This window comes from Pseudomonas sp. LLC-1, from assembly GCF_002992185.1.
Lineage (GTDB): Bacteria > Pseudomonadota > Gammaproteobacteria > Pseudomonadales > Pseudomonadaceae > Aquipseudomonas > Aquipseudomonas monteilii.
The window spans coordinates 118,862-130,441 of the sequence record NZ_LUVY01000006.1 but is presented as its reverse complement, the minus strand read 5'-3'; the positions used below and the strand labels follow the sequence as shown (position 1 = coordinate 130,441).

At 61.3% G+C, this 11,580-nt stretch carries 10 protein-coding genes; 4 read left to right on the top strand and 6 right to left on the bottom strand.

What is annotated here, in order from left to right:
* Positions 1 to 5 precede the first annotated feature (5 nt).
* Positions 6 to 911 (bottom strand): LysR family transcriptional regulator, encoded by a 906-nt coding sequence (locus A0O30_RS04340; RefSeq protein ID WP_105945703.1) that lies wholly within the window; start codon positions 909 to 911, stop codon positions 6 to 8.
* Positions 912 to 1,171: 260 nt separating this feature from the next.
* Here A0O30_RS04340 and A0O30_RS04330 point away from each other — a divergent pair, with 260 nt between their 5' ends.
* Entirely contained in the window at positions 1,172 to 1,621 is a 450-nt protein-coding gene (locus A0O30_RS04330) for a universal stress protein (protein ID WP_105945702.1), read from the top strand.
* A 147-nt stretch (positions 1,622 to 1,768) separates the two neighbouring features.
* On the opposite strand, the gene A0O30_RS04325 is transcribed toward A0O30_RS04330, so the two are convergent.
* From A0O30_RS04325 to A0O30_RS04310, 4 genes are read right to left on the bottom strand one after another with little or no spacing between them, the layout of a single operon-like run.
* Positions 1,769 to 2,629 carry an HlyD family secretion protein gene (locus A0O30_RS04325; protein ID WP_016713502.1) on the bottom strand — a complete coding sequence of 287 codons (861 nt, stop codon included), beginning with the start codon at positions 2,627 to 2,629 and terminating at the stop codon, positions 1,769 to 1,771.
* Positions 2,630 to 2,639: 10 nt separating this feature from the next.
* A complete protein-coding gene (locus A0O30_RS04320; RefSeq protein ID WP_009685040.1) occupies positions 2,640 to 2,840 on the bottom strand; it encodes a DUF1656 domain-containing protein in 201 nt (66 codons plus the stop codon).
* Entirely contained in the window at positions 2,830 to 5,007 is a 2,178-nt protein-coding gene (locus A0O30_RS04315) for an FUSC family protein (protein WP_105945701.1), read from the bottom strand. Before A0O30_RS04315 ends, A0O30_RS04320 begins: the two co-directional genes overlap by 11 nt.
* Positions 5,004 to 6,533 (bottom strand): efflux transporter outer membrane subunit, encoded by a 1,530-nt coding sequence (locus A0O30_RS04310; protein ID WP_105945700.1) that lies wholly within the window; start codon positions 6,531 to 6,533, stop codon positions 5,004 to 5,006. Before A0O30_RS04310 ends, A0O30_RS04315 begins: the two co-directional genes overlap by 4 nt.
* A 191-nt stretch (positions 6,534 to 6,724) precedes the next feature.
* Between A0O30_RS04310 and A0O30_RS04305 the strand changes: the two genes are divergently transcribed.
* From A0O30_RS04305 to A0O30_RS27650, 3 genes are all read left to right on the top strand, one after another.
* Positions 6,725 to 7,672 carry a LysR family transcriptional regulator gene (locus A0O30_RS04305; protein ID WP_016713499.1) on the top strand — a complete coding sequence of 316 codons (948 nt, stop codon included), beginning with the start codon at positions 6,725 to 6,727 and terminating at the stop codon, positions 7,670 to 7,672.
* 78 nt (positions 7,673 to 7,750) lie between these two features.
* Positions 7,751 to 8,725 carry a D-glycerate dehydrogenase gene (locus A0O30_RS04300; RefSeq protein ID WP_105945699.1) on the top strand — a complete coding sequence of 325 codons (975 nt, stop codon included), beginning with the start codon at positions 7,751 to 7,753 and terminating at the stop codon, positions 8,723 to 8,725.
* Positions 8,726 to 8,916: 191 nt separating this feature from the next.
* Positions 8,917 to 10,398: a hypothetical protein gene (locus A0O30_RS27650; RefSeq protein WP_146256298.1), complete on the top strand. Its 1,482-nt coding sequence runs from the start codon at positions 8,917 to 8,919 to the stop codon at positions 10,396 to 10,398.
* A gap of 86 nt (positions 10,399 to 10,484) precedes the next feature.
* Here the strand turns inward: A0O30_RS27650 and A0O30_RS04295 are convergent, their stop codons facing one another.
* Positions 10,485 to 11,390, bottom strand: coding sequence for a DMT family transporter (locus A0O30_RS04295; RefSeq protein WP_105945698.1), 906 nt, complete (start codon positions 11,388 to 11,390; stop codon positions 10,485 to 10,487).
* Positions 11,391 to 11,580 lie beyond the last annotated feature (190 nt).

The following is an 11,580-nucleotide window of genomic DNA, read 5'->3' as shown; positions in this document are numbered from 1 at the left end:
CAGCATCACGGATCAATACTGCCGCATGCTTTCAACGTCTGGCGTAGCCAACGATGCGCGGGATCGTTGTCGAACCGCGGGTGCCATGCCTGCTTCACATTGACCTTTTCCAACGGCACCGGGATCTCGAACGAGCGCAGTGGCAACTTCAGGCGCTGCACACTGTTGAGGATATTGGCCGGTATCGGCAGGATCAGGTCTGAATCGGGCAACGAAAACATGGCCGAGTGGAAGCTGGTGGTGATCAGCGCTACCCGCCGCTCCACCTTGTGGTTGGCCAGCGCCACATCGATCGGCCCATTGGCGCGGCCACGCCGGGATACGCTGATCTGCGGGTAGCCGGCGAAGCGCTCAGGGGTGATAGGGGCGTCGAAGATTGGATGCCCTACGCGCGCCAAGCCCACGAAATAGGTGTTGAACAAGCTCTGCACCTTGATTTCCGGGCCCAGTTCGACGGCCGAGCTGATGATCAGGTCGATGTGCCCATTGCGCAGCACCGCATCATCGTCGCCACTGCCCTCCGGGACGAACCGCAACACCGTACGCGGTGCCTGGGCCAGCATCATGCGCAGCAGTTGGGCGCCGTACAGGGCGATGAACAAATCGTTGGTGCGGATATTGAAGGCACGGTCCAGGTTCACCAAGTCGACATCGTCTCGGCTGCGGAACACCTGCCCGGCCTGCTCTACCAGCCCATGCACCTGCTCGCGCAGGGCCAGCGCCCGTGGCGTCGGTACCAAGCCACGACCGGCACGCACAAGAATCGGGTCGCCCATGGCCTCGCGAATGCGCCCCAAGGTCCGGCTCATCGCCGCCGGGCTCAGGTTCATGCGCTGTGCTGCGCCGACCACGCTGCCCTCGTCGAGCAGGGCGTCGAGGGCGACGAGCAGGTTCATGTCCGGGAGTTGCATGGCCGTTTTCCGTTACAGCTGTGGGAAACGCGATGGTAGCAGGTTGCTGGATTGCATCAGACGCAATGCGCTCTTGCGTGGTGGGGCATTTATCCGATGGCCGTGTTCGGCCTTAAATGCAGCATTGGCAGGCCCGGCCTCTTCGCGGGCACGCCCGCTCCCACAGGTCCATCACAATGCCGAGGCTGGTGCGGTACCTGTGGGAGCGGGCGCGCCCGCGAAGAGGCCGGGCCTGTAGACACATCAGCCAAGGATCCAACATGCCCTCCCCAGTCCTGATCGCCATCGACGCCTCCCCCGCTTCCAGCGCCCTGCTCACCCTCGCCCGCCGCTACTGCCGCCCCAACGACCACGAACTGCACGTGCTGCTGGCCATCGATTCAACCTTCGCCGTCCATGACCAACCCGCGCCCTACACCGCCGAAGAACTGGAGGAATACCCCGCCGCCTGCGAGGAACAGCAACATGCCGACCACGCCGTGGCCGAGGCCGTGCGCGCGTTGCAGCAAGCCGGCTTCGCCAGCCAGGGCTGCATGGTCGCGGGGCAACCGGTCGAGGTGATCGTGGCCAAGGCGCAAGAGTTGAAATGCGAGCTGATCATCATGGGCCACCGCCACCTGTCGCGGCTGGGGCGGATGCTGGACCCGTCGATCAGCGCAAAGGTGATTGACCGGGTGAAGGTGCCAGTCTTGGTGGGGGCTGCTGGCTAACGGCTTTGCTAAAAGCGTTCATGGCTACTGGCCTCTTCGCGGGTAAACCCGCTCCTACAGGTGATGTGCTGAATCCGAACGCTGCACAAATCCTGTGGGAGCGGGTTTACCCGCGAAGAGGCCAGTAGCAACTGCGCTTGCCCCGGATCAACCCTCGCTCGGCTTCACCACCACCGTACAGGTCGTCCCCGCCGCCAGCAGAAACCCTTCCGGCACTTCATCAATGTGAATCCGCACGGGCACCCGCTGCGCCAACCGCACCCAGTTGAAGGTAGGATTCACATCGGCAATCAGCTCACGGCTTTGCGGGTTGTCGCGGTCGTAGATGCCGCGGGCGATGCTCTCCACATGGCCCTTGATGCGCTCGCCGCTCATCATCTGCAGCTCGGCCTGGTCGCCCACTTTCACGTGCGGCAACTTGGTTTCTTCGAAGAACCCGTACACCCAGAACGAGTTCTCGTCGACCACCGCCATTACCGCTTCACCGGTACGCGCATAGTCACCCTTGTGGATATTCAGGTTGGTCACGTAGCCGTCCACCGTGGCCACGATGTGGGTGCGCTTGAGGTTCAGTTCGGCGGCAGCCAGTTCGGCCAGGGCCTGCTGGTAATCGGCCTGGGCGGAGTTGGCGATGTTGCTGGCGTCGTCGCGGTTTTCCTTAGAGATCACCAGGTTGTCCATGTCGGCACGGCGCTTGGCGTTGACCTTGCGCATTTCCCAGGTCGCCTTGCGCGAGGCGACCAGTGCCTTGGCCTGGTCGACGGCCAGTTGGTAATGCTCAGGGTCGATCTGGATCAGCAGGTCGCCCTTCTTCACCCGCTGGTTGTCCTTGACCGGGACGTCCACCACGTAGCCGGGCACGTCGGCGGCGACGTTGATGATGTCGGCACGCACGCGGCCGTCGCGGGTCCAGGGCGTGGTCATGTAGTGCAGCCACAACTGGCGACCGATGGCCACGGCGGCGACCAGCACCAGCAGGGTGGCGATCAGGCTGAAGAACTTTTTCATCGAAGGATTCTCACCAGTAGACAGTAAGCGCCATGGCGCCGAACAGGCAGACGAACAGGCTCAGACGCAGCAGCGCCGGGTGCCAGAAGAAGCGGTAGCCATCATGGCTGGCGATGAACCGGTCCAGGCCCCAGGCCAGGCCCAGGGCGAACAGGAACATCAAGGTCATGGTGGGCATGTACACGCCATGGAAGGCGATTTCACGGGGCATGGTGCAGTCCTTTCGCCGGTGCCAGTGGCGACTGTGGGTCAAGCAGGGAAGAACGGATGAAATGCAGGTAGCTTTGCGCACGGCGCAGCACCGAGGTATCGAAGTGCCGGGCGAATGGCTCGTCGGTGGCTTGCACGCGGGCGATGGCGTGGTCCACCGCCACCAGTGCGCGTTCGTGGTTGCTGGCACTGGGCTGCAAGAACAGCCTTGCCAACGCACGGCCCATCACGCGGATGGCCTGGCGCCACGGTTGTGACTCGGCGTAGGCCGGGTGCACCGGCGCACGGGCCTGCTCTTTGCGCAGCTCGATGACGGCGTGACCGATTTCCAGCACGGTGAACATCCACCCCATCAGCTGGCTTTGCACCTGCGGCTTGCCGGCCGCCAGACCGTAGGCCTGGTGCAACAGGTCGCGGGTGCGGCTTTCGAAGGCCGACCCCAGGCCGCGCAGGCGGCCGCTGATGGCGAACAGCACTTGCTCACGCAGTTCCTGCTCCAGCCGGCTCCACAGCCAGCGGCTGTTGGGCGGCAGGATGATCGCGCCAGCAGCAGCGCAGACGAACATGCCGATGACCATGCCGATGTAGTCGTTGATGAACGTGTAAGGGTCATACACCGTCAGGTTGTTCGGCACCGAACCGATGGCGAAGAACACCAGCAGACCCAGGCCATAACCGGCGTACGTCGGGCGCGAGGCTAGGAACGCACCGAGCACGAACACCGGCGCCAGCACCATGCACAGCAGCGGGAAACCGTCGATCCAGGGGAACACGAAGAAGGTTTCGAAGAAGCCGACAAAAGCGCCGATAGCCGTGCCGCAAGCCATCTGGAACGACATGCGTTTGGGGTTCGGCGAAGCCGCCGAAAGGCCCACGGTAACGGTGGCGATCAAGGTCATCATGGCGCCGCTGGGCCAGTCGCTGAGCAGCCAGTAACTGCCCAGCAGCAACAGCACCGCCGAAGCACGCACGCCGGCGGCCAGCGACACCAGCCAGCTGGTCTGCGCCACATAGGGCTCGTCCCACTGTTCACGCTCGTGCCTGTGCGCCGCCAACGAAGCGTGGGTTTCGGCATAACTGAACATTTCGTCGACAAAGCGGTACAGCAGCTCGAACGCCGTATGGAAGTCGAGCAGGTCAGCCTCGCTGGGTTCGGTCGCCAGGTATTCGGCTCGCAGCCCGCGCACCTGGGCTTGCAGGCCTTCCTTGTAGGCGGCCAGCTCCAGGGTCAGGCGCAGTGCATCGGCATCGGTCAACGCCCGGCCCACGTAGGGCTGTAACAGCTCCACCAAGGTGTTCAGGCCCGGTTCGATGGCACTGACGATCTGCAGGGGACCACGGGCACGCAGGCGTTCGAGCAAACGGTGCAGGGCATTGAAACGTGTGGTGATGGCCATGAACTCGCTGTTCATGCGCACCAGCCGGCCACTGCGGCGGCGCATGTGCGGGTCTTCGAAGGCGGTGACGTTGCGCAGGCTCTCAAGGCCGACCGCCTCGGCAACGAAGCGCACGTTGCTGCTCTCGAAACGGTCTTTCTGGCTGTCACCGCGCAGGGCTTCCACCACCACCCCGGCGAATACGCCAAAGCGCTGATACAGGGCGTTGCGCATGGCGGCACTGGCCGACTGCGGCAGGATCGCGGCACTGACGAAGGTCGATACCAGAATGCCCAAGGCAATTTCCAGCACCCGCCATACCGCTGCCATGAACGCCTGATCGGGGTGCTGCAGCACCGGCAGGCCGATCATCGCTGCCGTGTAGCCGGCCAGCACGAAGCCATAGGCGCGGAAGGTGCGGTAGCGCATGGCGCCGGCCGAGCACAGGCCCACCCACAAGGCCAGGCTGGGCAGGAACAGCTCGGTGTTCTGCGGGAAGATGGCGATCAGCGCCACCATCATCGCCGAGCCGGCCAGGGTGCCGAGCACCCGGTAGAAGCTCTTGGCGAACACATGCCCGCTTTGCGGCTGCATGACGATGAACACGGTGATCATGGCCGTGCGCGGTTGCGGCAGTTCCAGCCGCATGGCCAGCCACAGGGTGATGAACGCGGCAGCCAGCACCTTGAAGATGTACACCCAGGTCACACCGTCGGTGCGCGCCCAGGCAAAGAAGCCCCGGCGCCATTCCAGGCTTTGCAGCCAGCGCACGGGCGAACTGGAAGTGCTCATTCGGCGTTATCCGGCTTCTTGTCGAAAATGGCCAGGGTGGCCGGGGTGGCCGGCGCGGCCTGGCGTTCCTCTTTCGGCACATCCTGCCCGGCCTGCAGGCCACCGCCCAACGCGGTGACCAGCTCGGCATGGGCGATCAGGCGGGCGGCCTGCACCTGCTGCTGAACCTGCTGCTGGCGGAACAGCAAGGTCTGCGCATTGAGCACGTTCAGGTAATCGGTAAGGCCACGCTGGAAGGCGACCATGGCGATGTCGTAGGTTTTCTGCGCAGCAGCAACGGATTCGGCGGCGAAATGCGACTGTTCTTTCATCGACTCGCGGCGGATCAGCTGGTCGGAGATGTTCTTCAGCGCGCCAACCACGGTCTGGTTGTAACGTGCCACGGCCACGTCATACCCCGCCGAGGCCACGCCCAGTTGCGAGCGCAGGCGGCCACCGTCGAAGATCGGCAGGCTAATGGCCGGGCCGACGTTGTAGTTGAACTTGCGCCCGGTGAGGAACTCCAGCGGGCCGCCGCCGGTGGCCATGAAGCCCAGGCTGCCGACCAGGTCGACGTTGGGGAAGAAGCCGGCATGAGCAACGTCGATGCCACGCGCCTGCGCGGCCACCTGCCAGCGGCTGGCAACCACGTCAGGGCGCTGGCCGACCAGTTGGGCAGGCAGGTTGGAGGGCAGTTTCAGCGGCGCGGCCAGGGCCAGGGTCGGGCGCTGCAATTGTGCACCCTCCCCCGGCCCCTTGCCGGCCAAGGCAGCCAGCTGGTTGCGGGTCAGGGCGATTTCTTCGTTCAGGCTGTCGAGCTGGCGGTGGGTTTCCGGCAGCGGCGCTTCGGCCTGGCTGACTTCGAAATGGGTGCCGATGCCCGCGTCCAGGCGGCGCTTGGCCAGGGCCAGGATCTGCTCTTGCTGCTGCAGTTCGGCCTTGACGATGTCGCGCTGGGCAAAATGCAGGCTCAGCTGGATATAGGCCCGCACCACATTGTTTTGCAGTTCAAGCTGCGCCTGGCGGGCCTCAGCCACACTCATGTGCGCCTGGTCCACGGCCTGCTCGCTGGCATTGCGTTCGCGGCCCCACAGGTCGAGGGCGTAGCTGAAGCCGAAGGCGGCGTTATTGTCCCAGGTGTTCGCGCCAGACAGCGCGCCAGGGCCGTAGAACTGGTCTTCAGGCCAGTTGTGGCGCTTGAGCGTGGCCTGGCCATTGACCTGCAGTTTTTCCGCCGACTCGACCACACCCGCCATGGCCTTGGCTTCGCGCACCCGCGCGGCGGCCATGGCCAGGCTTGGGCTGCCGGCCACGGCCACGGCCACCCAGCGGTCCAGCTGGGGGTCGCCATAGGCGTGCCACCACTGCTGGTCGGGCCAATGGGCGTCGGTCGCGGCTTCGCGTATGGCCGCGTCGGTGGTCAAGGTATTGGCTTGCAGCGTCTTGCTTTGCGGGGCGATGCCCCAGGTTCCGATACAGCCACTCAAGGTGAGGGCAAGGGCACAGGCACTGAACGCATTGAGCGTTCTGATGATGCGACGCGGCACAGCTGCGATTTCCCGAGGAAGAGGTGAAGGGGCCGGGCAATTCTAGGGGGCGGCAGCACTGGCGATAAGCGCAGATTCCTGCGAATCTTTGTTACCAAAACAGCGATAATCCGCCTTTGGTCGAAGGCAACTTTTCAGCTTTTTATCGTTACTTCGTGACACAATTTTGTCCTCTACATCGAGAGTGACCCATGGACACCCTGCAAAACATGCGTGCTTTCAGTTGCGTAGCCCAGCTAGGCAGCTTCACCGCTGCGGCGGCACAACTGGATACGACCACCGCGAACGTGTCGCGGGCGGTCTCCAACCTGGAAGCCCATCTGCAAACAAGGCTGCTCAACCGTACCACCCGCCGCATTGCGTTGACCGAGGCCGGCAAGCGCTACCTGATGCGTTGCGAACAGATTCTTACCTATGTGGAAGAAGCCGAGGCCGAGGCCAGCGACGCCCATGCGCGCCCCGCAGGGCAACTGAAGGTGCACTCCATGACCGGGGTGGGCCAGCACTTCGTGGTCGATGCCATCGCCCGCTACCGCGAATCGCACCCGGACGTGACCTTCGACCTGACCATGGCCAACCGCGTGCCCGACCTGCTCGACGAAGGCTACGACGTGTCCATCGTGCTGGCCACCGAACTGCCCGACTCGGGGTTCGTGTCCCAACGCCTGGGCATCACCTACAGCATCGTCTGCGCTTCGCCCGGCTACATCGCCCGCCACGGCAGTGCGCAAAAGCCCGCTGACCTGCTCAAGCACGCCTGCCTGCGCATGGTCAGCCCGGTGATCCCGCTGGAAAAATGGCTGTTCGACGGGCCGGAAGGCCAGGAGATGGTCAACATCACCAGCTCGCCGTTCATGGTGAACACCGCCGATGCCATGAAGACCGCGATCCGCAGCGGCATGGGCGTGGGCGTGCTGCCGATCTACTCGGCCATCGACGGCCTGCGTGATGGCAGCCTGGTACGGGTGCTGCCCGAGTACCGCCTGCAGGAGCTGAACCTGTACGCCATCTACCCGTCGCGGCAGTACCTGGATGCCAAGATCAAGACCTGGGTCGAGTACTTGCGCAATTCCCTGCCGGAGATTCTCGCGGCCCATGAGGCGGACCTGAAAACCCATCAGGTGCTGATCGCCAACTAAAAAGCTGCTGCAAGGCGGTGGTGGACAATGGTAGGTTGCTAACCAATATCCACCACCGCCTTGCAGAGAAGTTGCCCGATGAAAAAGACCGTCCTGGCCTTCAGCCGTATCACCCCGGCCATGGCCGAGCGCCTGCAGCAAGACTTCAACGTGATTTTGCCGAACCCCAAGCTCGGCGACATAAACGCCCAGTTCAACGAAGCCCTGCCCGAGGCCCATGGCCTGATCGGCGTTGGCCGCAAGCTCGGCCGTGCCCAGCTTGAAGGCGCAGGCAAGCTGGAGGTGGTGTCCAGCGTGTCGGTCGGTTACGACAACTACGACCTGGATTACTTCAACGAACGCGGCATCGCCCTGACCAATACCCCGGATGTGCTGACCGAAAGCACCGCCGACCTGGGCTTCTCGCTGATCATGGGCTGCGCCCGCCGCACCGCCGAACTGGATGCCTGGACCAAGGCCGGCAACTGGCAAGCCACCGTGGGCCCGGCGCACTTTGGCAGCGATGTACATGGCAAGACGCTGGGTATCGTCGGCATGGGCAACATCGGCGCAGCCGTTGCCCGCCGTGGTCGCTTTGGCTTCAACATGTCAGTCATTTATTCGGGCAACAGCCGCAAGAGCGCGCTGGAGCAAGAGCTGGGGGCGCAGTTCCGCAGCCTGGAGCAGTTGCTGGCAGAAGCGGACTTTGTCGTGATCGTGGTGCCGTTGTCCGAGGCCACCCGCAAGTTGATCGGTGCGCGAGAGCTGAAGCTTATGAAGCCGAGCGCTTTCCTGATCAACATCGCACGCGGGCCGGTGGTGGACGAAGCGGCGCTGATCGAAGCGCTGCAGAACGGCACCATTCGTGGCGCCGGGCTGGATGTATACGAGAAGGAGCCACTGAGTGATTCGCCATTGTTCAAGCTGCCGAACGCCCTGACCCTGCCGCACATTGGTTCAGCCACTGCCGAAACCCGTGAGGCCATGGCCAACCGGGCGATGGACAACCTGCGCGCGGCACTGCTGGGTGAGCGGCCGCGGGATCTGGTGAATCCGCAGGTGTGGAAGGGCTGAAGATCAAGGCAAGCCGCCAAATGTCTAAGTGCGGAGGGCCTTCCGTCTCCGCCTATGACTAAATCAATATTACAAACTTAAAGCATCATTGTCGTAATTCAGCCGACCAAAACAACTAGCATTTTTATCAGTTGCGCCTCTGACTTTGTAGGTATTCCATACAACCTCACTCAAAGCAGAGGGCTGCTAAAATGGCCAATCCAGTACGTTTCGATAGTGCCCCGACATCCGGAAAAATAACCTTCGAGCAGTTGGTCGATTGGGCAACCACGCCGGCACAGTCCGGCCTTAAACTTTATGGCTGGAGTGCATTGATCGCTTACGATCTTGATGCACTGAATCAAGGTTGGAAGGCAATTGAGAACACGCCTACACCGCCTGGAGAAACCGACGAACTCAAGGGCAAAATTCAACTATCTGAGCAGTCGTTCGTTCAGCTCTTCGGCACACTGGGGCGTTCAATGCTGTATTTCGATCCCTCTGCACGCATGGACGATGTAACCCTGCGCAGGCACATCGAGGAATTAAAAGTACTTAAATTTGACAAATCACCCAATTCAACAGAAAGCGCGCTCAGTAGAGTCGACAGCCACCGCTCAGCGAGTCGATACCTAAGCATTACTGCACAAAATCCAAAGTTCTCATACACGGCACAGAACAAAGTAAATTTCGAATGGGACGAAGCATATTACGATGCACCCTACGAAGACGCTTATTTTTCCCTCCTATTCCGTGAACTCTGCAGGGAATATTACGAAAATGACGCCAACAAAAGGAAACTGGCAATTGGCGGATTCAGACCCGAACATCAAGGTGTGATAAAACCACTATCCTTCAGGACCCACTACTATAAAGATTCGTCTCAAGTCATCGCATACATAACACTGGATAACAATGAAGGCGCTATTCCATTAGAACACCCCCAAATACAAGTAACCCTTTTGACCGCCAGTGCGGTGGTAGACCGGCGTGCAAGTTCAGCAATACCTGGCGACTTTAATCAGTTGCCTCAATTGCTGCTTCCCCATGCAACATTCAACATGAAAGCTGCGAATACAGCGGCACCCAAAGATTATGTTTCGGCCTACAATACGAATGCCACCAACTCGCAGAAGTCATCTGCCCCAGCTTACGACGCCAATCCGATTTCTGCATTGATCACCGCAGGCCAACGTGTAACACTCTCCGTTTCCCCTGCACCTCCCGCTGTAACCTGGACCCTCCAGGAAGGACACAAAGGCCGTCTGAATCTTGAAGATGGCGAGTGGCGTTATTATGCCCCTACCGATTTCGACCCTGCCGAAATTGCAATCGTTGACACTGCCACTACCAAATTGGATGGTCAAGTGCACCATTCCGTCTTGGTGACACCCAACCCACGTGCAATTTCCAATGGCCACTTTAAATTCTCCAAGTCGGCAGAAAATTTGAAACTTGACCTCTATGCGCAAGACTGGGAAGGAGAAATATTGATACCTACGAACGAAGTTGATTGGAAAGTCGTCAACGGCAACGGTTCCATTATTGACGGCGTATTCTACCCCAGCGCAAACACCCCAAGCGACTTCAGCATTGTTCAAGCATTCGAAAAAAATACCCCACGAGGGGGGGCTGTGGCTGTTGCAATAATCCCCGTACCTTTCATTAGTGTCGATGACATGCTAAATAATTGAGTACTCCATCAGCGTCAGGCAAGCATTTTCGCTTGCGTGACGCTGACCTCCAGTTTAATCGGCTAAACACTTGCCAAACTGAGCATTCAGCGCACGGCTGAAGTATTGGCATGAGGGCGTCCGGCTCTGGGCTTGCGAAACACCAGCACATTCCCCGCCATCACCGCCACCAGCCCCAACAAGGCCGGTGCCGTCCACTGGTACCCCTCGGCTACAGCCGACACATTCAGCGCCACCAACGGGAACAGCACCGTGCAGTAAGCCGCCCGCTCCGGCCCCATGCGCCCGACCAGGGTCAGGTAGGCCGTGAAGCCGATCACCGAGCCCGGTATCACCAGGTACATCAACGACCCGATATAGCGGGTGTTCCATTCCATGTCGAAAGGAATACCGCTGGCCAGGCAATACACTGCCAGCATCATCGCCCCGTAGACCATACCCCAGGCATTGGTGGTCATGGGCTTGAGCCCGGCCTTCTGCTGCATGCTCGACAGCATGTTGCCCGCCGAGAAGCACAGCGTGCCGAGCAAGGCCAAACCAAGGCCGTACAAGGTTTCACGGCTGGCCGCGTGGTGCGACAGCTCTGGCCAGAACAGCAGCCCCAGGCCGAGCAGCCCAAGCGCACCGCCGCCCAGTACATTGGCGGCGATTTTCTGGCCGAAGAATATCCGTGCGTTAAGTGCATTCCACAGTGTTGCAGTAGAGAACACCACGGCGATCAGACCGCTGGCAATCCACTGGCTGGCAGTGAGGAAGCACATGAAATTGACGCAAAACAGGCACAGACCCTGAGCCAGGCAGATCTGGTGACCGCGGCGGTTCATGGGTTGCAGGCGGCGGGTGAGCAGCAGAATGGCGAACAGGATCAGCCCGGCCAGGGCAAAGCGGTAAACGATCGAGACCGGGATGGCGACCACGCCCAGCTGGAGCTTCAGGGCAATCCAGGTGGTACCCCAGATCAAAACGGTGAGCAGGTAGAGTGACAGGTTCATGGGTGGGGCTCCTCAAGCGATCGACCATGTATCCCCGGGGCCGCTTTGCGGCCCATCGCCGGCAAGCCAGCTCCCACAGGTACTGCACAGCCTTCAAGGCCACTGCTGTACCTGTGGGAGCTGGCTTGCCGGCGATCGAGGGCGCAGCCCTCGCCAGTGCTCCCAGTGTTTGCCCTCCGCGGCGTAGACC

Coding starts and splice junctions, on each gene's coding strand:
- A0O30_RS04340 (WP_105945703.1), bottom strand. CDS start 911: ATGCAACTCCCGGACATGAACCTGCTCGTCGCCCTCGACGCCCTGCTC.
- A0O30_RS04330 (WP_105945702.1), top strand. CDS start 1,172: ATGCCCTCCCCAGTCCTGATCGCCATCGACGCCTCCCCCGCTTCCAGC.
- A0O30_RS04325 (WP_016713502.1), bottom strand. CDS start 2,629: ATGAAAAAGTTCTTCAGCCTGATCGCCACCCTGCTGGTGCTGGTCGCC.
- A0O30_RS04320 (WP_009685040.1), bottom strand. CDS start 2,840: ATGCCCCGTGAAATCGCCTTCCATGGCGTGTACATGCCCACCATGACC.
- A0O30_RS04315 (WP_105945701.1), bottom strand. CDS start 5,007: ATGAGCACTTCCAGTTCGCCCGTGCGCTGGCTGCAAAGCCTGGAATGG.
- A0O30_RS04305 (WP_016713499.1), top strand. CDS start 6,725: ATGGACACCCTGCAAAACATGCGTGCTTTCAGTTGCGTAGCCCAGCTA.
- A0O30_RS04300 (WP_105945699.1), top strand. CDS start 7,751: ATGAAAAAGACCGTCCTGGCCTTCAGCCGTATCACCCCGGCCATGGCC.
- A0O30_RS27650 (WP_146256298.1), top strand. CDS start 8,917: ATGGCCAATCCAGTACGTTTCGATAGTGCCCCGACATCCGGAAAAATA.
- A0O30_RS04295 (WP_105945698.1), bottom strand. CDS start 11,390: ATGAACCTGTCACTCTACCTGCTCACCGTTTTGATCTGGGGTACCACC.